The sequence below is a fragment of the Streptomyces sp. NPDC016845 genome (assembly GCF_044332585.1).
Taxonomy (GTDB): domain Bacteria; phylum Actinomycetota; class Actinomycetes; order Streptomycetales; family Streptomycetaceae; genus Streptomyces.
In genome coordinates this window covers 196137-221334 of the sequence record NZ_JBIRPI010000001.1, presented here as the reverse complement: position 1 = coordinate 221334, position 25198 = coordinate 196137, and the positions used below count along the sequence as shown (strand labels likewise).

General features: G+C 73.1%; 21 protein-coding genes. 15 read left to right on the top strand and 6 right to left on the bottom strand.

The genetic code is table 11. The annotated features are described in order from the left end of the window. The first annotated feature begins 5 nt into the window (after positions 1–5). From ACH4RC_RS00950 to ACH4RC_RS00880, 15 genes are read left to right on the top strand one after another with little or no spacing between them, the layout of a single operon-like run. On the top strand, positions 6–2198 hold the full coding sequence (locus tag ACH4RC_RS00950; protein WP_398193416.1) for a bi-domain-containing oxidoreductase: 2193 nt from the start codon (positions 6–8) through the stop codon (positions 2196–2198). After that, a complete protein-coding gene (locus tag ACH4RC_RS00945) occupies positions 2195–4144 on the top strand; it encodes an alginate lyase family protein (RefSeq protein WP_398193413.1) in 1950 nt (649 codons plus the stop codon). Before ACH4RC_RS00950 ends, ACH4RC_RS00945 begins: the two co-directional genes overlap by 4 nt. Positions 4145–4199: 55 nt before the next feature. Continuing rightward, positions 4200–5747 carry a right-handed parallel beta-helix repeat-containing protein gene (locus tag ACH4RC_RS00940; RefSeq protein ID WP_398193411.1) on the top strand — a complete coding sequence of 516 codons (1548 nt, stop codon included), beginning with the start codon at positions 4200–4202 and terminating at the stop codon, positions 5745–5747. 1 nt (position 5748) lies between these two features. Continuing rightward, a complete protein-coding gene (locus ACH4RC_RS00935; RefSeq protein WP_398193408.1) occupies positions 5749–6993 on the top strand; it encodes an O-antigen ligase domain-containing protein in 1245 nt (414 codons plus the stop codon). A gap of 2 nt (positions 6994–6995) precedes the next feature. Then, positions 6996–8210, top strand: a complete 1215-nt coding sequence (locus ACH4RC_RS00930) for a glycosyltransferase (protein ID WP_398193407.1) — start codon at positions 6996–6998, stop codon at positions 8208–8210. After that, entirely contained in the window at positions 8207–9457 is a 1251-nt protein-coding gene (locus ACH4RC_RS00925; protein ID WP_398193404.1) for a class I SAM-dependent methyltransferase, read from the top strand. Before ACH4RC_RS00930 ends, ACH4RC_RS00925 begins: the two co-directional genes overlap by 4 nt. Beyond that, entirely contained in the window at positions 9454–10248 is a 795-nt protein-coding gene (locus ACH4RC_RS00920) for a glucose-1-phosphate cytidylyltransferase (protein WP_398193403.1), read from the top strand. Before ACH4RC_RS00925 ends, ACH4RC_RS00920 begins: the two co-directional genes overlap by 4 nt. Beyond that, positions 10245–10895, top strand: a complete 651-nt coding sequence (locus ACH4RC_RS00915) for a PIG-L deacetylase family protein (RefSeq protein ID WP_398193400.1) — start codon at positions 10245–10247, stop codon at positions 10893–10895. The genes ACH4RC_RS00920 and ACH4RC_RS00915 overlap by 4 nt, the downstream gene beginning before the upstream one ends. Positions 10896–10898: 3 nt before the next feature. Continuing rightward, complete coding sequence (locus ACH4RC_RS00910) at positions 10899–11924, top strand: NAD-dependent epimerase/dehydratase family protein (protein WP_398193398.1); 1026 nt, start codon at positions 10899–10901, stop codon at positions 11922–11924. After that, positions 11912–13201 (top strand): DUF4910 domain-containing protein, encoded by a 1290-nt coding sequence (locus ACH4RC_RS00905; protein WP_398193395.1) that lies wholly within the window; start codon positions 11912–11914, stop codon positions 13199–13201. Before ACH4RC_RS00910 ends, ACH4RC_RS00905 begins: the two co-directional genes overlap by 13 nt. 5 nt (positions 13202–13206) lie before the next feature. Further along, positions 13207–14496, top strand: coding sequence for a hypothetical protein (locus tag ACH4RC_RS00900; protein ID WP_398195608.1), 1290 nt, complete (start codon positions 13207–13209; stop codon positions 14494–14496). 7 nt (positions 14497–14503) lie between these two features. Beyond that, positions 14504–15454, top strand: coding sequence for a glycosyltransferase family 2 protein (locus ACH4RC_RS00895; protein ID WP_398193393.1), 951 nt, complete (start codon positions 14504–14506; stop codon positions 15452–15454). After that, positions 15451–16677, top strand: coding sequence for a polysaccharide pyruvyl transferase family protein (locus ACH4RC_RS00890; protein WP_398193391.1), 1227 nt, complete (start codon positions 15451–15453; stop codon positions 16675–16677). Before ACH4RC_RS00895 ends, ACH4RC_RS00890 begins: the two co-directional genes overlap by 4 nt. Continuing rightward, on the top strand, positions 16674–17246 hold the full coding sequence (gene rfbC / locus ACH4RC_RS00885; RefSeq protein WP_398193388.1) for a dTDP-4-dehydrorhamnose 3,5-epimerase: 573 nt from the start codon (positions 16674–16676) through the stop codon (positions 17244–17246). Before ACH4RC_RS00890 ends, rfbC begins: the two co-directional genes overlap by 4 nt. Positions 17247–17253: 7 nt before the next feature. Then, positions 17254–18573 carry a glutamate-1-semialdehyde 2,1-aminomutase gene (locus tag ACH4RC_RS00880; protein WP_398193385.1) on the top strand — a complete coding sequence of 440 codons (1320 nt, stop codon included), beginning with the start codon at positions 17254–17256 and terminating at the stop codon, positions 18571–18573. A 12-nt stretch (positions 18574–18585) separates the two neighbouring features. Here the strand turns inward: ACH4RC_RS00880 and ACH4RC_RS00875 are convergent, their stop codons facing one another. From ACH4RC_RS00875 to ACH4RC_RS00850, 6 genes are all read right to left on the bottom strand, one after another. Then, positions 18586–19296, bottom strand: a complete 711-nt coding sequence (locus ACH4RC_RS00875; RefSeq protein WP_398193383.1) for a phosphatase PAP2 family protein — start codon at positions 19294–19296, stop codon at positions 18586–18588. A gap of 142 nt (positions 19297–19438) precedes the next feature. Continuing rightward, complete coding sequence (locus ACH4RC_RS00870; protein ID WP_398193380.1) at positions 19439–21097, bottom strand: catalase; 1659 nt, start codon at positions 21095–21097, stop codon at positions 19439–19441. A 95-nt stretch (positions 21098–21192) separates the two neighbouring features. Continuing rightward, entirely contained in the window at positions 21193–22104 is a 912-nt protein-coding gene (locus tag ACH4RC_RS00865) for a glycosyltransferase family 2 protein (protein ID WP_398193379.1), read from the bottom strand. After that, positions 22101–23000 carry a glycosyltransferase family 2 protein gene (locus tag ACH4RC_RS00860; RefSeq protein ID WP_398193377.1) on the bottom strand — a complete coding sequence of 300 codons (900 nt, stop codon included), beginning with the start codon at positions 22998–23000 and terminating at the stop codon, positions 22101–22103. Before ACH4RC_RS00860 ends, ACH4RC_RS00865 begins: the two co-directional genes overlap by 4 nt. Beyond that, positions 22997–23947 (bottom strand): glycosyltransferase family 9 protein, encoded by a 951-nt coding sequence (locus ACH4RC_RS00855; RefSeq protein WP_398193375.1) that lies wholly within the window; start codon positions 23945–23947, stop codon positions 22997–22999. The genes ACH4RC_RS00860 and ACH4RC_RS00855 overlap by 4 nt, the downstream gene beginning before the upstream one ends. Further along, positions 23944–25131 (bottom strand): NAD-dependent epimerase/dehydratase family protein, encoded by a 1188-nt coding sequence (locus ACH4RC_RS00850; RefSeq protein WP_398193372.1) that lies wholly within the window; start codon positions 25129–25131, stop codon positions 23944–23946. The genes ACH4RC_RS00855 and ACH4RC_RS00850 overlap by 4 nt, the downstream gene beginning before the upstream one ends. Positions 25132–25198 lie beyond the last annotated feature (67 nt).

The following is a 25198-nucleotide window of genomic DNA, read 5'->3' as shown; positions in this document are numbered from 1 at the left end:
CTCGGGTGAAACAGGTTGTGCAGAACTACAAGAGCGGCGAACTGGCGCTGCTCGACGTCCCCGCGCCGGGGTGCAAGGCGGGCGGCGTGCTGGTGCGCAGCGCCTTCTCGCTGATATCCACCGGCACCGAGCTCATGAAGGTGTCCGAGGCCGGCATGTCGATGGTGGGCAAGGCCCGCTCGCGCCCGGACCAGGTCGCCAAGGTGATGCAGAGCGTCGCCGCCAACGGAGTGCCCGCGACGTACCGCAAGGTGATGGGCAAGCTCGACTCGTACACGCCGCTCGGCTACTCGCTGTGCGGGGTCGTCGAGCAGGTCGGTGCGGGGATCGACGACGTCAAGGTCGGCGACCTGGTGGCGTGCGCGGGCAATGAGCACGCGCTGCACGCCGAGGTGAACTGGGTCCCGAAGAACCTGTACACCCCGGTCCCCGAGGGTCTCGCGCCCCGGCACGCGGCCTTCGGCACGGTCGGCTCGATCGCGATGCAGGGCGTCCGCCAGGGCGAGCCGCAGCTCGGCGAGGTGGCGCTCGTCATCGGCCTCGGCCTGATCGGGCAGCTGGTGGTGCAGCTCCTCACAGCGGCGGGCGTCCGCGTCGTCGGCGCCGACCCCGACCCGGAGCGGTGCGCGCTCGCCGAGCGCTCGGGCGCCGACGCCTGCGGCGACCCCGCCTCCGACGCCGTGAAGTCCGCCGTCGCCGAGCTCACCGACGGCCACGGAGTGGACCAGGTGTACCTGGCGGCCGGTGGCGGCAGCAACCAGCCGGTCGAGCTGGCCGCCGAACTGTGCCGGGACCGTGGCCGCGTCGTCGACATCGGCAAGTGCCGCCTCGACCTCCCGTGGAACGCGTACTACGAGAAGGAGCTGGACGTCCGCTTCTCGCGCTCCTACGGCCCCGGGCGCTACGACCCGTCGTACGAGCTGGAGGGGCGCGACTACCCGATCGGCTACGTGCGCTGGACCGAGCGGCGCAATCTGGCGTGCTTCCTCGACCTGGTCGCCCGCGGCCGCGTCGACGTGGAGCCCCTCATCTCCCACATCGCCGAGTTCGACGACGCCGTGGAGACGTACCAGAGCCTGAAGGACGGCGAACTGAAGGCGGTGGCGGTCCTCTTCCGCTACCCCGGGCAGCCGGCCGAGGCGGCCGAGCCGCGGCCGGCCGAGGTCGCCGTGCCCGCCGTGCGGCGGAGCGCCTCCGTGCCCGCTCGGACGCCGGCCACCGGGTCCCCCGTGCGCTGCGCGTTCATCGGCGCCGGGAACTACGCGTCCTCGATGCTCCTGCCACACCTGTCCGGGCGCGACGGCGTGGTGCTCTCGACCGTCGTCACCACGACGGCACTGTCCGCCGCCAACGCGCAGCGCAAGTTCGGCTTCGCCGAGGCGACCACCGACCTCGACGCCGTGCTCGGCGACAAGTCGGTCGACGCCGTCTTCGTGGTCACCCGGCACAGCTCGCACGCGGAGCTGACCGAGCAGGCGCTGCGCGCGGGCAAGACCGTCTTCGTGGAGAAGCCCCTCGCGCTCAGCGAGGAGGAGCTGGCGAGCGTCCTCGCGACCGTCGAGGAGACCGGCAACGACCGGCTGCAGGTCGGCTTCAACCGCCGCTTCGCGCCCTTGCTCCAGGAGGCCAAGCAGCAGTTCGGCACCCGGACGGGCCCGGCCAGCCTGCGCTACCTGGTCAACGCGGGCCGTCTCGACCACGGCAGCTGGTACCTGCGCCAGTCCACCGAGGGCTCCCGCTTCGCGGGCGAGGGCGGGCACTTCATCGACACGGCGAGCTGGCTGCTGGGCGCGGAGCCGGAATCGGTGTACGCGACCGCCACGCCCGGCGGCGAGGACCTCCAGGTCCAGCTCCGCTACCCCGACGGGTCCACCGCCACCATCAGCTATGTCACCACCGGCTCCTCCAATTTCCCCAAAGAGACCCTGGACCTGATCGCGGACGGCAAGGTCCTGCGCCTCGACGACTTCGTACGGGCCTCGGTCCACGGCCGCAAGAAGTGGGTCAGCTCGCGGCTGCCGAAGGCCCGCGACAAGGGGCAGAACGCCGAACTCGCCGCGTTCGTGCGAGCCGTGCGCACCGGCGGACCGATGCCCGTACCGCTGGAGTCGCTCGCCGCGACCACGGCGGCGACGCTCGCCGTGCGGGCCGGGCTCGCGGGCGGCGCGCCCGTCACGCTCACGAGGTCACCGCGATGACCATGAGCCCCACCTGGTACCTGCGCCGCCTGTCCCGGATGGCCCCGCGGGAGGTCGGCGGGCGGGCCGCCGACGCCGTTCGCAGGCGGCAGTGGCGGACCGCGCCGCCGCACAGCCCGGCCGTGACCGGCGTCCGGTTCACCGCCGCGCTGCCCGCGGGGGCGCTGGACGCCGTGGCGCCGGACGCCGCCAAGCGCCTGCTCGCCGAGGCGGACCGGCTGATGGTCGGGCAGGCCGAGTTCTTCGGCGTGGTCCGCGACGACCTCGTGGACCCGGACTGGTTCCACGACCCGAAGACCGGCCGCCGGGCCCCCGACGGTCACGCCTTCGACGTGCCCTACCGCAGCGAGGACACGGCCGGCGACATCAAGCAGATCTGGGAGCCGTCGCGCCACCAGTACCTCACCGTGCTCGCCGCCGCCTACGCGGTGAGCGGGGACGAGCGGTACGCCGAGCGGGTCGCCGCGCACCTGGAGTCGTGGTGGGCGGTGAACCCGCCGCTGCGCGGTGTGCACTGGGTCAGCGGCATCGAGCTGGGCATCCGGCTCCTGTCGTGGGTGTGGGTGCGCCGGCTGCTCGACGGCTGGCAGGGCGCGCCCGCGCTGTTCGAGGAGAACCCGGCGGCGGTCGAGCAGATCTGGCACCACCAGCGCTGGCTCGCCGCCTTCCCGAGCCGGGGCTCGTCGGCCAACAACCACGTCATCGCGGAGGCGGCCGGGCAGTTCGCGGCGGCCTGCGCCTTCGACTGGTTCCCGTCGTCGGAGCGCTGGCGCGGCGACGCGCTGCGCTCCCTCGACCGCAGCCTGCGCGCCAACACCCACCTCTCCGGGCTCAACCGCGAGCTGGCCTCCGAGTACCACGGGCTCGTCCTGGAACTCGGTCTGGCGGCGCTCGCCGAGGCCGACGCGGCGGGCGTGGAGGTACCGGCGACCACCCGGCTCGTGCTGCTGCGGATGACCGACGCGCTCGCCGCCGTCGTCGACGACCGCCTGCGGCCGCCGCGCCAGGGCGACTCCGACGACGGGCACGGCCTCGTCGTGGACGGCGTGGGCACCGACCGCTGGGGCTCGCTCCTCGCCACCGGGGAGGCCGTGTTCGGCCGCCTCGGCTGGTGGCCCGAGGTGACCGGCACCGATGTGCGCACACCGCTCCTCGCCGCGCTCGTCGAGCCGTACGGGCAAGGGCTCCGGCGCCCGGCGCGCAGGCCGGTGCACTTCCCCGACGCGGGCATGACGGTCCTGCGCGGCCCGGACAAGATCTGGTGCCGCCTCGACGGCGGCCCGCACGGCTTCCTGTCGATCGCCGCGCACGCCCACGCGGACGCGCTCTCCGTGGAGGTGCGGCAGGACGGGGTCGACGTGCTCGCCGACCCGGGCACGTTCTGCTACCACGGGCAGCCCGAGTGGCGGCAGTACTTCCGCTCCACGCTCGGCCACAACACCCTGGAGCTCGGCGGCGCGGACCAGTCGGTCTCCGGCGGACCGTTTCTGTGGACCCGGCACGCCCGCACCCGCGTCCTGGTCGCCGACACCTCGAACCCCAAGGTGTCCCGCTGGTCCGCCGAGCACGACGGGTACCGGCCCGCCGTTCATCGTCGTAGGGTCGAACTCGCGTCAGTGGGACGGGAGTTGCGTATCGTCGACGAGGTGCGCGGGCCGCACGGTGAGGTGCGTCTCGCCTTCCATCTCGGTCCGGCGGTCACCGCGGAGCTGACCGGGAACCGGGCGACGCTGACCTGGGACCGGGACGGTGAGCGGCGCTCGGCGGTGCTCGACCTGCCCGACCGGCTGACGTGGCAGGCGCACCGCGGCGAGAGCGACCCGCCGCTGGGCTGGTACTCCCCCGGCTTCGGCCGCAAGGAACCGGCCACCACGCTGATCGGCACCGGCTCCGGCTCCGCGGCCGACAGCGCCAGGCGGTTCACGACCGTGCTCACGTTCTCGTAGCCGGACGGCCAGGACCACGAGACAGCACAACGACGCAGACCAGAGAGGAGGACGCGTGAGGACGAAGTGGCACAACCGGGCATGGCCCGCGGCACTGCCGGCGCTCGCCCTCGTGCTGCTGGCGACGGCCGGCTGCACGGGCACGGGCTCGCCGGGCTCCTCGGCGAAGCCGGGCGCCTCACCGTCCACGTCCGGGGCCCGGCAACAGGTGGCGCGGGTGTGCGCCAAGCCCCCGGCCGGACTGGAGAAGCCGCCCGCGGGCGCGGTGGAGATCGACCCCGGCAAGGTGGGCGACCTGGCAACGAAGACCGGCGACGCTCCGCCGGGCACCACGTTCTGGCTGCGCCCCGGCAAGCACCGGCTCCCGGCGGAGCGCTACGCCCAGGTCATCCCGAAGGAGGGGGACCGCTACATCGGCGCGCCGGGCGCGGTCCTCGACGGGCGGAAGAAGAACCAGTACGCGTTCGGCGGCGACGCCCCCGACGTCACCATCAGCCACCTGACCGTGCAGGGGTTCGTCCCGCCGCAGGACGAGGGCGTCGTCAACAAGGGCTCGGCCGACGGCTGGGTGATCGAGCACTCCGCGATCCAGTACAACTCCGGCGCCGGTCTCATGGCGGGCGCCCGCCAGCAGGTCCGCGACAACTGCCTGCGCGGCAACGGGCAGTACGGCATGAACGCCTACAAGGACGGCGACTCGATCCGCGGCCTGGTGGTCGAGGGCAACGAGATCACCGGCAACAACACCGGCGACTGGGAGAAGCGCAGGAAGGGCTGCGGCTGCACGGGCGGCATCAAGTTCTGGGCCGTCGACCGGGCCGACATCCGCGCCAACTGGGTCCACGACAACCGGGGCACCGGCCTGTGGGCGGACACCAACAACAACGACTTCCGCATCGAGAACAACCTGATCGAGGCCAACGACGGCGCCGCGCTGATCTACGAGATCAGCTACAACGCGGTCGTCAGGGACAACACGATCCGGCGCAACAACCTGGTCGAGGGGCGCAGGTCCGCCGAGCGCGGCGACGCCTTCCCGTACGGGAGCGTCTACATCTCCGAGTCGGGCGGCGAGCCCCGCGTCGACGCCCGTACGGACAAGATCGAGGTCTACCGGAACCGGCTGGAGAACAACTGGAACGGCATCACCCTGTGGGAGAGCGCCGACCGGTTCTGCAACAGCCCGGCCAACACCTCCTCCGGTGACTGCACGCTGCTCGTGAAGGACAAGGAGCGCTGCAAGCGGCCCGGGATCAAGACGGAGCCGCTGTACGCCGACTGCCGGTGGAAGACCCAGCGGGTGGACATCCACGACAACCGGTTCGTCCTGGCCAAGCCGGAGATCGACTGCTCGTCGCGGTGCGACCGGATGGCGCTGCTGTCCAATTACGGCACCTACCCCAACTGGTCGCCGTACAAGGGCGACAAGGTCCAGAAGTCCATCACCGACAAGCAGCACAACCGCTGGCACGACAACGCGTACGTCGGGCCGTGGCGGTTCGTCGCCCAGGACATGGGCAAGGTGCTCGACGACGGGCAGTGGCAGGCGCTGCCGTACGAGCAGGACGCGGGCAGCACCTTCGACCTCCCGGCCGGTGGTTGAGATGGTCCAGGACCTGATGCCGGCGCGCACCCCGCGGACCGTGGGGGTCGTCTGGGCGCTGCTCGGCCTCAACACGCTCGGCTCCGCGGGCGCGAAGACGATCATTCCGCTGCCGCGCTCGCTGATCCAGCTGGTCACGATGGGCGCGCTGGTCACCGCGTTCGCCCTCGCGCTCGCGGTCAACCTACGGCTGCGGGGCAGAGCCAGCGCGTTCCTGCTGCTCCTCACGTTCCTGCTGGTGCCGAGCATCCTCTCCAGCATCCATCTCGAGGCCGGGCTCGGGGCGCTGTTCCGCTGCTTCCGCCTGTCGCTGTTCGTGGGCACGCTGTGGCTGCTCAGCCGCTGGTGGAACGGGGACACGACGTTCGTCCGCTACCACATCCGGTTCTACTTCGTGGCGATCGGGACGGCCGCCGCGGGGCTCGCGATCTCACCGGGCGCGGCCATGCCCGAGCTGTACGGCGGCCGTCTGGTCGGCGCGCTGTGGCCGCTGACGCCGCCGCAGATCGGCCAGTACGCGGCGGTGATCATCGGGTTGACGACGCTGCTCCTGCTCGGCCGGCAGACCGACGGGCGCACGGCGGCGATCATCATCGTGCCGTCCTTCGTCCTGCTCGCGCTGACCCATACCCGTACGGCGACGGTCGGCATGCTCGTCGGGCTGGTCGTCGCGATTCTCTCCCTGGTGCTGAACAGCGCCGCCGCCCGGCGGTTCTTCGCCTGGTCGGTGGTGGTCGTCACGGTCGCCGCGGTGGGGTTCGCGGGCGCGGTGCAGGCGTGGTTCCTGCGCGGGCAGTCCAAGGAGTACTTCACCAGCCTGACCGGGCGCGCCAAGGTGTGGGACGCGCTGCTCGCGGCGGACCGGTCGACCACGGAGCAGCTGTTCGGCACGGGCCTGGGCGACAAGTCGTTCAACGGGCTGCCCATCGACAACAGCTGGCTGGCCGTCTACAACGAGCAGGGTCTGACCGGTGTCGGGCTCGTCGCGTCGATGCTGCTCGTCCTGCTCGCCGTGGCGCTGCTCCGGCCGCCGTCGCTCTCGCGGGCCTGCGCGCTCTTCCTGATCACGTACGTGGTGATGTCGTCGTACACCGAGGCGGGGCTCGGCGACGCCTCCCCGTACCTGCTGCACCTGTCGCTGGCCGCGTCGCTGCTCGCGTCGCCCGCACAGACCACGCCCCTCTCGACGCCCGCGGATCCGCGACGGCGTGTCCCGCGCTGGGCCCGGACCTCGGAGGTGACCTGAGCATGCACATCCTGATCGTGCACAACTTCTACGTCTCGGCGCAGCCGAGCGGTGAGAATAAGGTCGTGGAGCAGGAGGTGCGGCTGCTGCGCGAGGCGGGGCACCGGGTCGAGGTGTTCGCGCGGCGCAGCGACGACATCGCGGGCCGGTCTCTTCTCGGCAAGGTCGCGGTGCCGCTCCAGGTGCCGTGGAACGGGGCCGTCCGCAAGGAGCTGGCGGCGAAGTTACGGGCCGAGCGGCCGGACGTGGTCCATGTCCACAACGTGTTCCCGCTGCTGTCGCCCGCGGTGATCGCCGCCTGCGCCGACGCCGGGGTGCCGGTCGTCACGACGCTGCACAACTACTACCAGATCTGCCCGCCGGGGACGCTGGAGCGGGGCGGCAGGCCGTGCACCGAGTGCGTCGGTACGCGGGTGCCGCTGGCCGGTGTCCGGCACGGCTGCTACCGCGGCTCACGGCTCGCGACGGTGCCGCTCGCGGTGAGCGTGGCCGTGAACCGGCGGCGGTGGTGGTCGGACGTGGACCGGTTCTTCTGCATCTCCGCCGCGCAGCGCGACATCCTCGTGGGCGCCGGGATGCCCGCCGACCGGCTCGCGGTGAAGCACAACTTCGTCACCGAGCCCGGTGTCCGGCGGGAGGGCGCCGCGGGCGAGCACGTGCTCTACTTCGGCCGCCTCACCGAGGCCAAGGGGGTGCGGCTGCTCATGGCCGCGTGGGACGGGCTGCGGGCGGACGGCGGGGCGGGCGTGCCGCTCGTCATCGCCGGGGCGGGCCCGCTGAAGGACGAGGTGGCCGCCTGGGCGGCGGGCCGCGACGACGTGCGCTACGCGGGTCTGTACGACCCGGCGCAGTGCCAGGAGGCCGTCGCGCGGTCGGTCGCGGTCCTCGCGCCCTCGGTGTACCAGGAGACGTTCGGCCTGGTGGTCGTGGAGGCGATGGCGGCCGGGGTCCCGGCCGTCGCCGCCGCGCACGGCTCCTTCGTCGAGCTGGTCGACGACGGCGTGACGGGGTTGCTCCACACGCCCGGCGACAGCGCCTCGCTCGCGGACGGCATCCGCCGGATCGCGGCAGAGCGGGGACGCAACCAGGAGATGGGCCGGGCGGCCCGGAGCCGCTACGAGCGGGGCTTCAGCCCCGCCGTCGGCCTCGAACGCCTGGAGGAGGGGTACCGGGCCGTGATCGCGGACCGGTCGAGAGCAATGGGGGGAACGAGATGACGAGATGCCGACTTTGCGGCTCGACGGCGCTGACCAGCGTCGTCGACCTGGGGGCGACGCCACCGTGCGAGAGCTTTCTCGCCGCGGACCAACTGGACGAGGCCGAGCCCGCGTACCCGCTGCATCTGCGGGTCTGCACCGACTGCTGGCTCGCGCAGATACCACCGCTGATCACACCCGAGGAGACGTTCAGCGAGTACGCGTACTTCTCCTCCTTCTCGACCAGCTGGGTCGAGCACGCGCGCACGTTCGTCGCGGACGCCGCGGAGCGGGTGGGCCTCGGCGCCGACTCCTTCGTGGTCGAGGTCGCGAGCAATGACGGCTACCTGCTCAAGCACGTGGTGGACCGGGGGATCCGCTGCCTGGGCATCGAGCCGTCGGTGAACGTCGGCGGCGCGGCACGGGACGCGGGGGTGCCCACCCTCACCGCGTTCCTGTCCCCGGAGACCGGGGCGGCCGCCCGCGCCGAGAACGGCCCGGCGAACCTGGTCGTGGCGAACAACGTGTACGCGCACATCCCCGACGTGGTCGGCTTCACGCAGGGCCTGCGCGCCCTGGTCGCCGACGACGGCTGGGTCTCCATCGAGGTGCAGCACCTGCTGACGCTGATCGAGGAGAACCAGTACGACACGATCTACCACGAGCACTTCCAGTACTACACGGTCGCCTCCGCGATCCGGGCGCTCGCCAGCGGCGGACTCGCCCTGGTGGACGTGGAGCTGCTGCCGACGCACGGCGGCTCCATCCGGCTGTGGGCGCGCCCCGCCGAGGTGGCAGGCGAGCCGAGCAGCCGCGTCGCCGACGTCCTCGGCAAGGAGAAGGCCGCCGGGCTCCAGGAGCTGTCCGGGTACGAGGAGTTCTCCGCGCGGGTGGCGAAGGTCCGCCGCGACCTCCTCAAGTTCCTCATCACAGCGGCCGAGGAGGGCAAGACCGTCGTCGGCTACGGCGCCCCCGGCAAGGGCAACACGCTGCTCAACCACTGCGGCATCCGGCCCGACCTGCTCGCGTACACGGTCGACCGCAACCCCTACAAGCACGGCAGGTACACCCCGGGCACCCGCATCCCGATCCTGCCGCCCGAGCAGATCGAGGCCGACCGGCCCGACTACGTCCTGATCCTGCCCTGGAATTTGCGGGCGGAGCTGACCGAACAGCTCGCCTTCGTGCACGAGTGGGGCGGCCGCCTGGTCTTCCCCATCCCGGAACTGAGCGTCGTCGAGGCCGCGCCGAAAGAGGTCACAGCATGAAGGTCGTCCTGTTCTGCGGCGGTTACGGACTGCGGATGCGCGCCGGCGCCTCCGACGACATGCCCAAGCCGATGGCGATGGTCGGCCCGCGCCCGCTGATCTGGCACGTCATGCGCTACTACGCGCACTACGGGCACAAGGAGTTCATCCTGTGCCTGGGCTACGGCGCCCACCACATCAAGAACTTCTTCCTCAACTACGAGGAGACGACCTCCAACGACTTCGTGCTCCGCGGCGGGCAGACCGAGCTGCTCTCCACCGACATAGCCGACTGGACGATCACGTTCGCGCAGACCGGCATCGAGTCGCCGATCGGTGAGCGGCTTCGCCGGGTCCGCCACCACCTGGAGGGGGACGAGATGTTCCTCGCCAACTACGCCGACGTGCTCACCGACGCGCCGCTGCCCCAGATGATCGACTCGTTCGCCGAGCGCGACGCGGGCGCCTCGATGATGGTGGTGCCGCCGCAGTCCTCGTTCCACTGCGTGGACCTCGGCGAGGACAGCCTGGTCGGCGGGATCACCGCGGTCAGCGACATGCCGCTGTGGGAGAACGGCGGCTACTTCGTGCTCCGCCAGGAGGTCTTCGACCACATCCCGGAGGGCGGGGACCTGGTCGCCGACGGCTGCGCCCAACTGGCCAAGCGGGGACGGGCGGTGGCGTACAAGCACCGCGGTTTCTGGAAGCCGACCGACACCGTGAAGGAGCGGGCCGCCCTCGACGCCGCCTACGCGCGCGGCGACCGCCCGTGGGCCGTGTGGGAGCAGGACGGCGCGGGGGTGCGCGCGTGATCCGGCTCGGCGCCGGGCGTCCGCTCGCCGGGGTCGTCGCGGTGGGCGCCCACTGCGACGACATCGCGATCGGCGCGGGCGGCACCCTGCTCGCCCTGTGCGAGGCGCGGCCCGGCATACAAGTGGACGCCCTCGTCCTTTCCGGCGGCGGCACCGAGCGGGAGCAGGAGGAGCAGGCCGCGCTCGCCGCGTTCTGCCCCGGCGCGGACCTGCGCCTGACCGTGCTCAAGCTGGCCGACGGACGGCTGCCCGCGCAGTGGGAGGAGGCGAAGGCGGCCGTCGAGGAGCTACGCGCGCGGACCGGGCCCGACCTGGTCCTCGCCCCGCGCACCGACGACGCGCACCAGGACCACCGGGGCCTGGCACAGCTGATGACGACCGCCTTCCGCGACCACCTCGTCCTCGGCTACGAGATCGTCAAGTGGGACGGCGATCTCGGCCGGATGGCGGCGTACCAGCCGCTGCCGGAGGAGATCGCCGAGCGGAAGGTGCGCCTCCTCCAGGAGCACTACGCGTCCCAGCGCCACCGTCCCTGGTACGACCGCGAGGCCTTCCTCGGCCTCGCCCGGATCCGTGGCATCGAATGCCACGCCCGCTACGCAGAAGCCTTCGCCGTCACCAAACTCGTTCTCGACCTGGGGGATTGAACCTTGCGCGTTTTGCTCACCGGACACCAGGGCTACCTGGGCACCGTCATGGCCCCGGTCCTGAAGGCCGCCGGACACGACGTCGTCGGCCTGGACGCCGGCCTGTTCGCGGACTGTGTCCTCGGCCCCACCCCCGACGACCCGCCGGGTGCGCGGGTCGACCTGCGCGACGTCACGGCCGAACACGTCGCCGGGGTGGACGCCGTGATCCACCTGGCCGCCCTCTCCAACGACCCCCTGGGCGCGCTCGCACCGCAGCTCACCTACGACATCAACCACCACGCGTCGGTCCACCTCGCCCGCCTCGCCCGTGAGGCGGGGGTGCGCCGCTTCCTGTACGCGTCGACCTGCTCCGTCTACGGCGCGGCGGGCGGCGGTGAACTGGTCGGCGAGGACGCCCCGTTGCGCCCGGTCACCCCGTACGCCGAGTCGAAGGTGCGGGTCGAGGACGACCTGCACGCCCTCGCCGACGACGACTTCACCCCGGTCTACATGCGCAACGCCACGGCGTTCGGCTTCTCCCCCAGGCTGCGCGCCGACATCGTGCTGAACAACCTGGTGGGGCACGCGCTCCTGTCCGGGGAGGTCCTGGTCCTCTCCGACGGCACGCCCTGGCGGCCGCTCGTGCACGCCGCCGACATCGCGCGCGCCTTCACCGCCGCGCTCGACGCGCCGCGCGAGGCCGTCCACGACAAGGCGTTCAATATCGGCACCGAGGCCAACAACGTCACGGTCGCCGAGATCGCCGAGCAGGTCGCCGACGCGGTGCCCGGCTCGAAGGTGAACATCACCGGCGAGAACGGCGCCGACCCGCGCTCCTACCGCGTCGACTTCGCCCGCTTCCGCGCCGCGGTCCCCGGCTTCGACTGCGAGTGGTCGGTCAAGCGGGGCGCCCTCGAACTCGCCGACGCCTACCGCGCGCACGGCCTGACCAAGGACGCCTTCGACCAGCGCTTCACCCGTCTCGCCGTGCTCCGCGCGGCGTCCGAGGCCGGTTCCGTCGACGACACCCTGCGGTGGCGCCGGTGACGACGACGGGCGAGGAGATGCACGCCCTGGTGGAGCGGTTGTACCCGCTCTGCCGGAGCATCACCGGGGACGGCGTCCGCGCCACCCTGGAGATCGTCGGCGAGTACCTCCCGCTCGAGACGCACGAGGTGGCGACGGGCACGCAGGTGCTCGACTGGACGGTGCCGCAGGAGTGGAACATCCGGGACGCCTACGTCGCCGACGCCTCGGGCGAGCGGGTCGTCGACTTCCGGGCGTCCAGCCTGCACGTGCTCGGCTACAGCGTGCCGGTGGCGGCGACGATGCCGCTGTCGGAGCTGCGCCCGCACCTGTACACGCTGCCGGACCATCCGTCCTGGGTGCCGTACCGCACCAGCTACTACAAGCCGGAATGGGGCTTCTGCCTTGCGCAGGAGACCCTGGACGCGCTGCCGGAGGGCGAGTACGAGGTACGCGTGGACTCCACGCTCGCCGACGGGCACCTCACCTATGCCGAGCACGTGATCCCCGGGCAGGTCCCCGAGGAGGTCATCGTCTCCTGCCACGTCTGCCATCCGTCGCTCGCCAACGACAACCTGGCGGGCGTCGCGGTGGCGACGTACCTCGCGCGCGCCCTCGCGGAGCAGGAGCGACAGCCGTACTACACCTACCGGTTCATCTTCGCGCCCGGCACCATCGGCGCGATCACGTGGCTGGCGCGCAACGCGGACCGCATCGAGCAGGTGAAGCACGGGCTCGTGCTGGCCTGCGCGGGCGACCGCGGGCAGCTCACGTACAAGCAGAGCCGGCGCGGGAACGCGGAGATCGACCGGGTGCTGGAGCACGTCCTCACCGCCTCCGAACGCCCGCACACCATCCGGGAGTTCACGCCGTACGGGTACGACGAGCGGCAGTACTGCTCGCCCGGGTTCGACCTCGGCGTGGGCTCGCTCAGCCGGACCCCGTACGCGGGCTACCCGGAGTACCACACCTCGGCGGACAACCCGGACTTCGTCTCCCCGGAGGCGATGACGGACACCCTCGCGGTGTGCCGGGAGGCGTTCGCGGTGCTCGACCGGAACCGGGCCTACGTCAACCTCAGCCCGTACGGCGAACCGCAGCTCGGGCGGCGCGGTCTCTACGACTCGCTCGGCGGGCGCAGCGACGCCAAGGAGGCGCAGATGGCGATGTTGTGGGTGCTCAGCCTCTCCGACGGCGAGCACAGTCTCCTCGACGTCGCCGAGCGGGCCGGGCTGCCGTTCGAGACCGTCGCCGCCGCGGCCGACGCCCTGCACGGCGCCGGACTGATCAAGGCATGACGCCGATGACCACCGACGAGGAGAAGGCGCGGGCGACGGCGCGACCGGGCCGCTCGGCCCGGCGCGCCGTCGCGGGCCGCCTGTCCTGGGGCCTGGCGGACCAGGCGGCCTCCAGCATCTCCAACTTCGCGGTGGGCATCTATGTGGCCCGCTCGCTCGGACTGACCGCGTTCGGCGTCTTCAGCCTGGCCTGGGTGACGTACGGCGTGGTGCTCAACGTCTCGCGCGGGGTGGCCACCGATCCGCTGATGGTCCGCTTCAGCGGCGTCCCGGAGGAGTCCTGGCGGGCGGCGACGGCCCGTGCGTCGGGCACCGCGCTCGGCGTCGGCACGGCGCTCGGCGCGGTGTCCCTGGTCGTCGGGCTCGTCGTCGGCGGCCATGTGGGGCCCGCGTTCGCCTGCCTCGGTGTCGTCCTGCCGGGGCTGCTGCTCCAGGACGCGTGGCGGTTCGCGTTCTTCGCCGCCGGGGCCGGCCGGAAGGCGTTCGTCAACGACATCGTGTGGGGCGTCGCGCTCGTCCCCGCCCTGTTCCTCGCGGCACACCAGGGCAGCGTGGCCGCGTTCGTGCTCGCCTGGGGCGGCTCCGCCGCGGTGGCCGCCCTGTACGGCTGGTTCCAGTCCCGTATCCGGCCCCGGGCGACCCAGGCCCGCGCCTGGCTGCGCGCCCACCACGACCTCGGCTACCGCTACCTCGTCGAGAACGTCACCAACAGCGGCGCCAGCCAGCTGCGGGCGTACGGGCTCGGCGCGATCGTCGGCGTCAGCGCCGTCGGCGTGGTCCGGGGCGCGGAGCTCCTGCTCGGCCCGTTCATGGCCGTGCTCATGGGGCTCTCCCTGGTCACCGTCGCGGAGGCGGCCCGCGTGCTGCGGCAGGCCCCGCACCGCCTCGGCGCGTTCTGCCTCGTCCTCGGCGGCGGCCAGGCCGTCGCCGCGCTGTGCTGGGGCGGCCTGCTGCTCCTGATGCCGGACAGGCTCGGCGAGTTCGTCCTCGGCGACGTCTGGAGCGGCGCCTCGCAGCTCATCGTGCCGGTCACGCTCGGCGTCGCGGGCGCGGGGCTCGGCACCGGCGCCGCCGCCGGACTGCGCGCACTCGGCGCGGCGAAGCGCAGCCTGCGCAGCCAGCTCTGCGCCTCCGCCTTCTACGTCGCGGGAGGGCTCGGCGGAGCCGTCGCCGGCGGCACGTCCGGCTCGGCCTGGGGCGTCGCCGCCGCGCTCCTGTGCGGCTCGGCCGTGTGGTGGCTGCAACTGCGGTCCGCCCTGCGCGAGCACCACCACCACCCCACCCCCCCGAAGTGAGGACGCCTTGACCACCCACCCCCGGCTGAGCATCGGCCTTCCCGTCTACAACGGCGAGGAGTACCTGGCCGAGGCGCTCGACGCGCTGCTCGGCCAGACCTACGAGGACTTCGAGCTGGTCATCTCCGACAACGCCTCGACCGACGGAACGCAGGACATCTGCCGCAAGTACGAGGCGCAGGATCCCCGCATCCGCTACATCCGGCTGCACCGCAACATCGGCGCGGCGCCCAACCACAACTACGTCTTCACGCAGTGCAAGGGCGAACTGTTCAAGTGGGCCTCGCACGACGACCTGTACGCCCGTGACCTGCTGCGGCGGTGCGTCGAGGCGCTCGACGAACGCCCCGACGTCGTCCTCGCCCACGCCGACCAGGCCGTCATCGACGGCGAGGGCCGCATCACGGTCCCCTACGCGTACACGCTCGACACCGCTTCACCCAGCGCGCCCGAGCGGTTCCGCAGCATGCTGATGGAGTCCGGCGGCGACGACTTCTACGGGGTGATGCGCGCCGAGGTGCTGCGCCGGGTGAAGCCGCACGACAGCTACCACCACGCGGACCGCACGTTCGTCGCCGAGATCGCCCTGCACGGCCCCTTCCACCAGGTGCCCGAGCTGCTCTACTTCCGCCGCGACCACCCCACCCGCGCCGAGCGCGCGAACCCGTCCAAGCGCTCCCGCTGCGTCAACCTCGACCCGCGCCGCGCGGGCGTGCTCCACCCGACACCCCGGCTGCTCGCCGAGTACGTCCTCGGGTTCGTCTCGGCGGTGCGGCGCGCCCCGCTCTCCGCCGCCGACCGGCGCGCCTGCTACCGCCACCTCAGCACGTGGATGACGACCAGGGCCCGGCCGGGCGGCGCGGGCGAGCGCGTCGAGGACCGGGCGCCGGTCGACCCGGCGCTGCTCACGGTCGACCTCGACGAGATCGTGGCGGGCCGCGAGGGCAGGCAGGCATGAGGAAGGGCGACAAGTCCCCGGTGCGCGTAGGGGTGTTCGGGCTGCTCGGCTCCGGGAACCTCGGCAACGACGGCTCCCTGGAGGCGGTGCTCGGCTACCTCCGCGAGGAGCACCCCGACGCGGTCGTGGACGCGCTGTGCGGCGGCCCCGAGGCGGTCTCCTCCCGGTACGGGATACCGGCGACGCGGCTGCACTGGTACCGCGGGGAGTACCGGACCGCCTCGCGGGTGGGCGCCATCGCGGGCAAGGGCCTGGGCAAGGTCGTGGACGTCTTCCGCACCGCCGGCTGGGTGCGCAGGCACGACGTCGTGATCGTCCCCGGCATGGGCGTCCTGGAGGCCACGCTGCCGCTGCGGCCGTGGGGTTTCCCGTACTCACTGTTCCTGCTGTGCGCGGGCGGGCGGCTGACACGGACCCGGGTGGCGCTGGTCAGCGTGGGCGCGGGGCCGATCGGGGTCCGGGCGACGCGGACCCTGGTGCGCTGGTCGGCGCGGTGCGCCACGTACCGCTCGTACCGGGACGCCCTGTCCCGTGACGCGCTGCGGGAGATGGGCGTGGACACGTCGCACGACGCGGTCTACCCGGACCTGGCGTTCGCGCTGCCGGCACCTGAGGTGCGGTCGCAGACCCGGGGCCGTGTGTGTGTCGGTGTCATGGCCTTCCACGGCAGCAACGACGACCGCGACCGCGCCGACGAGATCCACCGGCGCTACCTCGACGGCGTCACCCGGTTCGTCCGGACGCTGGCCGACGAGGGCAGGGAGGTCCGGCTGCTCACCGGCGACGGCGTCGACGTAGCGGTGGTGGAGTCGGTCCTCGCCGAGGTCGGCTCCCCGCTGGTCACCGCGTCCGGAGCCGCTTCCCTCGCCGGCCTGATGGCGGAGGCGGCGGCCGCCGACGCGGTGGTGGCCACGCGCTACCACAACCTCGTCTGCGCCCTGAAGGCCGGGACGCCCACCCTCGCGCTCAGCTACGCGGCCAAGAGCGACGCGCTCATGGCCGACATGGGACTCGGCGCCTACTGCCACCCGGCGCGCGAGGTCGACGCGGACCGCCTGCTCGAACAGTTCCGGTCCCTGGAGAAGGCGTCGCCGGAGCTGCGGCGGACGCTCGAAGAGCGCAACGCGGCGGCGACGGACCGCCTGAAACACCAGTTCAGAGCCTTGACCCACGCTCTGTTCCCGCATGAAGAACCCGCACATGCCCCGCAGGAGACACGATGAAGGCCACCCGAGTCCCGGAGATCGACGGGGCGTACCTGTTCGAGCCGACGCCGCACGCCGACGAGCGCGGCTTCTTCTGCCGCACCTTCGACGCCGACGTGGTCCGCTCCGTGGGGATCGACCCGCACGCCTTCCTCCAGGACAGCGTCTCCCGCTCCGTACGCGGCGTCCTGCGCGGCATGCACCTGCGCTCCGGCGCCGGGGAGGCCAAGCTGGTGCGCTGCTCGTACGGGCGGATCTTCGACGTCGTGGTGGACCTGCGCCCCGGCTCGCCCACCTACCTGGGCCGGGCCACCTTCGAACTGTCCGGCGAGACCCAGCAGACCCTCTACATCCCGGCGGGGTGCGCGCACGGCTTCCAGGCGCTCACCGAGACCGCCGACACCTCGTACCGGATCGACCGCGCGCACGACCCGGCCGAGGACGTGACGATCGCCTTCGACGACCCGGACCTGGCGATCCCGTGGCCGCTCCCGCCCGCCCTGGTCTCGGAGCGGGACCGGCGGGCACCGAGCCTGGCGCAGACCCTGAAGCACCTGGAGAACGACATTGCGAACGCGGAGAGCTGAGGCCGGCGTGGACGAGTTCGAACTCCCCGAGTCCCGGCGGGCCAACGAGCGCCTGCACACCCTGATCCCCGGCGGCGCGCACACCTACGCCAAGGGCGACGACCAGTACCCCGAACACCTGGCCCCCGTCATCAGCCACGGCCGCGGGGCCCACGTGTGGGACGTCGACGGCAACCGCTACATCGAGTACGGGTCGGGGCTGCGCTCGGTCAGCCTCGGCCACGCGCACCCGCGCGTCACCGAGGCCGTACGCCGCGAGGTGGACCGGGGCGGCAACTTCGTCCGCCCCTCGATCCTGGAGGTCGAGGCGGCGGAGCGGTTCCTGGCGACCGTGCCGAGCGCGGAGATGGTCAAGTTCGCGAAGAACGGCTCGGACGTCACGACCGCCGCCGTCCGCCTGGCGCGCGCCGTCACCGGCCGCCCCCGGGTGGCGATCTGCGGCGACCACCCGTTCTTCTCCACGGACGACTGGTTCATCACGACGACGCCCATGTCCGCGGGGATCCCGCCGCAGACCGGTGAGCTGACGGTGAGCTTCCCCTACGGGGACCTGCCCGCCACCGAGGAGCTCCTCACCCGGTACGAGGGCGAGATCGCCTGCCTGATCCTGGAACCGGCCGGCCATGCCGAGCCGCCGCCCGGCTACCTGGCGGGCCTGCGCGAACTCGCCGACCGGCACGGCTGCGTCCTGGTCTTCGACGAGATGATCACGGGTCTGCGCTGGTCGGAGGCGGGCGCGCAAGGTCTGTACGGCGTCACGCCCGACCTCTCCACCTTCGGCAAGGCGCTGGGCAACGGCTTCGCGGTCTCCGCGCTCGCGGGCCGCCGCGAGCTGATGGAACGGGGCGGGCTGCGCCACGCGGACGACCGCGTCTTCCTCCTTTCGACGACGCACGGCGGGGAGACGCACTCCCTGGCGGCGGCGATGGCCGTCCTCACGACGTACGTCGAGGAGGGCATCACGGCCCGGCTGCACGCGCTGGGCGAGCGGTTGGCGGCGGGTGTGCGGTCGGCCGCGGCCAGCATGGGCGTCGCCGACCACGTACTGGTGCGGGGCCGCGCCAGCAACCTGGTCTTCGCCACCCTCGACGAGGCCGGGCGGCCGTCGCAGCCGTACCGCACGCTGTTCCTGCGCCAGCTCCTGGCGGGCGGTGTCCTGGCCCCGTCGTTCGTCGTCAGCAGCGCTCTCGACGACGCCGACATCGACCGCACGGTGGAGGTCGTGGCCCAGGCGTGCGCGGTGTACCGCAAGGCGCTGGACGCGGAGGATCCGTCGGCGTGGACGGGCGGGCGCCCGGTGAAGCCGGTGTTCCGGCGGCGGGTGTGAGCTGAACGCCCGCTAGCGGCGGGCGGGCTCACCGGTGTCGGCCGGCCGGCCCGCCCGCCGGGTGGCCACCCGGTCGGCCACCCGGTCCACACCCCACGCCGCCACCGGGGCCACCGCCAGCGCGGTGCACCATCCGGCGAGGACGTCGGTCGGGTAGTGCGCGCTCAGGGCGACCTGCGCCCAGCCCATGACGGACCCGGCGGCCAGCGCCACGAGCAGGGCGAGCGCCGTGCGGCGCACCAGGGTCAGGGTCACCACGAGCGCGACCGCCGTGAGGAAGGCGGTGTGCCCGCTCGGGTAGGACAGGTTGTCCGGGCCGTGGATGGTGCGCCCCACCAGGGACTTGACCAGCGTGGCGACGACCACGGTGAGGCCGGCCGCGACGACGGCGGACACGGCGGCGCGCGGACGCCTGAGCCACAGGAGGCCCGCCACGACGGCCGCCATCACGAGGGCGGAGCCCGCGGGCTCCGCCAGGAAGTCGACGACGAGGGCGACGGCCCGCCACGGCGGCTTCACGCTGTCGTCCGTCGGAGCGACGAACCACCGGTCCACGGCGCCGGGTCCGCTGTGACCCGCGTACAGGACGCCGAGCACGACGACCACGAGCGCCGCGCACACGGCGACCAGGCCGAGCCACGCGCACGGCCTCGGCGGCAGCACTGCGGGCTCCGGCCGGTGGGTCGAAAAACCGTCACTTCGTCCGGCCACCGGACCAGCCATGAATCAGTGCCTCCCCCTGCGAGCCCTGCTCCGCCCCACTCCGATTCGCCCTACAAGCATGCCTGTTGCCGCGCGCCGACGCGGCCCGTTCCCGAAACGCCCGGGACCGGGCCGCCGCCGACGCGAGCGGTCCGGGGGCCGGTCACCGGGTGACGACGTGCCGTTCGTCGGGGACGCAGTGCGTCATCGTCAGTCCGCTGACGTCGCGCGGCGGGTTCTCGCCGAGGCGGGCGAGGCGCGCGCGGTCGTCGTCGGTCAGGTCCTGACCGGCGAGCGGCTGAAGGCTCGCGACGTCCTTCGGGCCGATGCCGAGGCCGTCGCCGACCTTGAGGCCGAGTTCGTTCTCGACGAGCAGGAAGTGCCAGACCATCCGCTCCTGCACGGCCCGGTCGCACTGGGACAGCAGGTCGGTGAAGTTCTTGACGAGGTCGTCGCGCTCCCACTCCTCCATGAGGCAGTAGCGCTGCCCGGCCTGGAGGTAGTCGTTGGTGCGCGGGATGCGTTTGCGGGTGAGCCTGCCGGTGATCTCGGGGCCGACCTCGTCGGGGATGGGGTACTGCGCCTCGCGCAGGCCGCCGGTGATGGACGGCTCGTAGTTGACGAGCGGGTTCCCGCCGCCTCCGTCGACGTGGTAGGCCATCTGGCCGTCGCGCTGGTTGGTGCGCACCCCGGCGCTCTTGGCCTGGTTGACGGGGAGCTGGAGGTAGTTGGCGCCGACCCGGTAGCGCTGGGTGTCGCTGTAGGAGAAGGTGCGGCCCACCAGCATCTTGTCGTCGGAGAAGTCGAGCCCGTCGACGAGGACGCCGGTGCCGAAGGAGATCTGCTCGTTCTCGGCGAAGTAGTTCTCCGGCATCCGGTCCAGGACCATCCGGCCGACGGCCTTCGGCGGGAACTCCTGCTCCGGCCAGACCTTGGTGTCGTCGAGCGGGTCGAAGTCGAGCTCGGGGTGGTCGTGGTCCTCCATGACCTGGACGACCAGCTCCCACTCGGGGTACTCGCCGCGGGCGACCGACTCGTACAGGTCCTTGGTGGCGTGGCCGAGCCCGTCGGCCTGGACGTTGGCCGCGTCCTCCTCGGTCATGGAGCGGACGCCCTGCTTGGGGAGCCAGTGGTACTTCACGAGGAGGCTCTCGCCGCTGTCGTTGACCCACTTGTACGTGTTGACGCCGAAGCCCTGCATGTGGCGGTAGTCGGCGGGGATGCCGCGCGGGCTGAACAGATTGATCAACATGTGCATGGACTCGGGGGTCTGCGACATGAAGTCGAAGATGCGGCGCGGCTGCTGCTCATGGGTGACGGGGTCCGGCTTGAGGGCGTGGATGACGTCGGGGAACTTGATGGCGTCCCGGATGAAGAAGACGGCCAGGTTGTTGCCGACGAGGTCCCAGTTGCCGTCCTCGGTGTAGAACTTCACGGCGAAGCCGCGGGGGTCGCGGGCGGCTTCGGAGGAGTCGCGGCCGCCGATGACGGTGGAGAAGCGGACGGCGACGTCGGTGCGCTTGCCGCGCTCCTGGAACAGCTTGGCGCGGGTGAAGCGGCTGATCGGCTCGTCGCCGAGGGTGCCGTACGACTCGAAGTACCCGTACGCGGTCACGCCGCGGGCGTGCACGACGCGCTCGGGGACGCGCTCGCGGTCGAAGTGGCTGATCTTCTCCAGGAACTGGTAGTTCTCCAGCGTCGCGGGGCCGCGGGCGCCGACGGTGCGCTGGTTCTGGTTGTCGTGGACCGGGTGGCCCTGCCGGTTGGTGAGCGTCTCCCGGTCGTCGTCCGGGCCAGGACCCTTGCTCGCTACGTCCGTCACGTTCGCCGTCTCCTTCGAACCATTACGTTCGGTTTGATTCAGTTCATTTAGCTATGCCCATTTTTGCTGGGGCAAACAGGCCGCGCACGCACCGGTCAGCCGACGTAGCGACGGGCCGTCGAATGGCGGCGCGCCTCCTCGAGGGCGACGAGCCGCGCCTCGATGTGCGCCGGGACGGGTGCGCGCTGCCTGAGTACCCAGGGCAGCCCGGCGAACGCCTCGGCGAAGGCCCGCGCGGACGCCGTGTCGCGGGGCACGGTGCGCAACAGGTGCGCCGTCCGGCGCAGGGCGGCGGGCCAGGGACGGCGCAGCCAGGTGAACCACAGGGTGTTGCGGATGCCGAGGACGCGCCGCCCGGTGCTGTCGCGGGCGGGTGACGCCGCGTGATGGATCGTCAGCTCGGGCACGTAGGCCAGCCACAGGCCCCGGGTGAGGAGGTCGGTGGCGAGCAGCTCCTCCTCGCCGCCGAGGAACAGGCCCGGGTGGAAGCCGCCCCCCGCCAGGAAGGCGTCGACGCGGATCACCGTGGCGGCGGCGAGGAACGAGCCGAGCGCGGGCCCCGGCAGCCAGTCGGGCCCGGTCAGGGGCGAGTCGCGCAACTCCGCGACCACCGGGTCCTCCTCCCCCGACGGCTCGACGACGATCCGGGCCGTGACGGCCGCCAGGGCCGGATGCGCGTCGAGCAGGTCGGCGGCGCGGCGCAGCGAGCCGGGGTCCCACCAGGTGTCGTCGTCACAGAACGCCACGTAGGGCGTGCGCACCCGGCTGACGGCGAGGTTGCGCCCGGCGGCCCCCAGATTCCGCCCCGGGCGCAGGAGTTCCACCTCGGGGAAGAGCCGGGCGACCGCCTCCGCCGTGCCGTCGCGCGACCCGTTGTCGGTGACGACCACGTGCGGCCGTTCGGGGAGGTTCCGCAGGACGCGCAGGGTGCGGAGCAGCTCCGGGCGCCGGTCCTGGGTGATCACGACGACAGCCGTACGGGGATCGGGCCGGGCCGCGCCGGTCATCGCCGCCGCCCCGGTGCGCCCGGCGCGGGCCGGTCGAGGAGCCGGGCCGCGTGCTCGACCCGGGCGGGCAGCGGGTCGCGGTCCCGCAGCGCGGCGGGGAGCCGGGCGAGGACGCCCTTCAGCGCGGTCGCGGCGTCCCGTTCGCCGCGCGCGGCCGCCCCGGCGAGCTGCGCGGTGGAGCGCAGGGCCACCGACAGGGGCCGCCGGAGCCAGGCGGTGAGCAGGGCGTTGCGCCGCTGCACGGTGGAGCGGCCGAGGCGGGCGCCCGGGTCGGGGTGGTGGTGGGCCGTCACCGACGGGTCGTAGGTCACGCCCCAGCCGCGGGCCGCGAGGTCGTAGGCGAGCAGGGTCTCCTCGCCGCCGAAGAACAGCACCCGGTGGTAGCCGCCCGCGTCGAGGAAGGCCCGGCGCCTCGCGATCGCCGCGCACGCGAGGAACCCGAGGACGGGGCGGCCGGGCAGATCGGCGGCGGGCGGCAGCGGCGAGTCGGCGAGCACGTGGTTCAGCGGGTCCTCCGCCCGGTCGGGGCCGACGAGGGTGCGGGCGGCCAGCAGGCCGAGGCGCGGATGCGCGTCGAAGAGGTCGGCTGCGCTGTCCAGGGCGCCCGGCGCCCACCAGGAGTCGTCGTCGCTGAAGGCCACGTACGGGGTGGTGGCGTGGCGGACGGCGAGGTTGCGGCCGAGGGCTCCGGTGTTGTGCCCGGCCACCACCACGCGGGCGCCGCCGTGGTGGGCGCGGACCGCCTCGGCCGTGGCGTCGGTGGAGCCGTTGTCGACGACGATGACGGGCGGCCGCTCGGGCAGCGCCGCGAGTTCGTCGAGGGCGCGTACGAGGCTGTCGCGGCGGTTGCGGGTGATCACCGCGACGGTGGTGCGCGGCGGGGCGGACGCGCTCATGCCACGCCTTGTCTCATGAGGCTCCGCACCGCGCGCAGCACGTCTTGTGGCGTGGCCCCGCCCGGACCGCCGAGGAGGGCGGCCGGTACGCCGTAGGGGTCCCGGCGCTCCGCCGATACGGCCGGGGAGCGTACGGAGACGACCGGGGTGCCGGTCGCGGCGGCGAGGTGGGCGGGGCCGGTGTCGCCCGCGACGACGACATCGGCCGCGCGCACCACCCCGGCCAGCGTCCGCAGGCCGGTACGGCCCCCGAGATCGACGGCCGTGCCGCCGCTCACCTCACGGCACAGCCCGCTCTCGTCGGGGCCGCCGGTGACGACGACCCGGTGCCCCGCGTCGGCGAGCAGCGCCACCGTCTCGGCCGCGCGCCCGGCGCCCCAGCGCCGCTCCGGCGCTCCGGCGCCCGGGTGCAGCACGACGTAGGGGCCGTTGCCGGTGAGGCCGCTCGTGTCGGGGGCGGGGAGGATCCGCGGCCGGCCGTCGTCCCCGGCCCTCGGGGCGAACCCCAGGGCGGCGGCGAGGTCGAGCCCCGCCTCGGCGTCGTGCCGGCCCGGCAGCCGCGGATGGCTGACGTCTACGAGGGTGGCGGGGTGGTCGACGCCCTCGGCCCCGATGCGGTGCACATGGGCCATCCTCAGCAGGAGCGCGATGGGCAGGGGGCCGCGCGCGGAGGTGGGCACGACGAGCGCGACGTCGTACGCCGCTTCCCGCAGCCGGCGCAGCAGCCCGTCGACGTCGGCCTCGTCGACCGTCGGCGGCCGGGCCCCCTCCCAGGGCGCGTCCCAGACGAGCACCTCGTCGACGCCGGGCAGCAGCGCGGCGGCGGCCTCCCCGCGCGGGGAGCACAACAGCGTCACGTGCTCGGCCCCGGCAGCGACCGCGCGAACAGCGGGACCGGACAGAAGAACCCCGCTCATACCGTCGAGGCACACGACAAGCGCCTTCACGACACGCTTCCCCTCCGGTCGGACCGGTTGGCTTGGCCGGGACGGCCAGGACCACCGGGCCGGTCGGGGCCGCCGGGCAGGTCGAGCCGCGCCGCGCCGCCAGACCGGTCCGGCCGGTCGAGCCCGCCGAGCCCATCGCGGTCGTCGCGCCCTTCGCGCCGGTGAGGCCCGCCAGGATCTTCCAGTCGGTCGAGGCCGCCGGGCCAGTCGCGTGCGTCGAGCCGATTGCGTCGGTCACGTCGGTCGAGGCAGTACGCGATGGTGCGCTTCAGGCCGTCCTCCCAGGTGACCCGGGGTGTCCAGCCGTACAGCTCGTGTGCGAAGCCCGTCTCGGGCGGTGGTGGCTCGGCGGTGTCGGCGGGTGCGCCGCCGAACTCCAGGCGGGCATGGGAGCCGGTCAGCTCGATCACCTGGCGGGCGATCCGCTCGACGCTCGCCCCGGGGTCGCCGCCGATGTCGACCGGGCGCACGGACCGGCTGGCGGCGACCAGGAGCACGCCGTCGACGAGGTCGTCGACGTAGCAGAGCGAGGGGATCGCGCGGCCGTCGCCGGGGACGGTCACGGGTCCGCCGTCCAGGGCCTGCCGGATCAGGGCGGGGATCAGCCCGCCGCCGTCGTCCGGGCCCATGCGCGGCCCGTAGGCGGGGAAAGCGCGCACGATGCCCGCGTCGGCCTCGTGCGCGGCGGCGTGCGCGGTGGTCAGCTCCTCGGAGAGCCGCTCCGACGCGTGCTGCGCGCACGTGGAGACGAGAAGGAAGCGCGCACCGTCCCGCTCGGCCGTGGCGAGGGCGTTGCGCGTCCGGGCGGCATCGCTGGCGGCATCGCTGTCGGACGCCCCCAGGGTGCGGCACGTGAGGTGCAGGACGAGGTCGTAGGGCCCGGGGAGGGAGCCGGGGCAGCCGGGGCGCACGAGGTCGCGCTCCAGGAAGCGGAAGCCGGGGCTGTCCGCCAGGTGCGCGATGTCATCCGCCGGGTCGGGCACGCGGTCCACCCGGTCCGCCCGGTCCGCCCGGTCCGCCCGGTCCGCCCGGTCCGCCCGGTCCACGCAGTCGACCTCGACGCCCGCGTCGAGCAGCCGCTCGCACAGGTGCGAGCCGAGGAAACCGGTGCCCGCCGTCACCAGGGCCCTGCCCCACGGCGGCGGGGCGACCGGCGCCAGGGAGAACAATGGCGGCGTCGTCATGGCACGACCTTCCTTCCGAGCGACCGGCGGGACCGGCGGGACCGGCGGGACCGGCGGGACCGGCCCG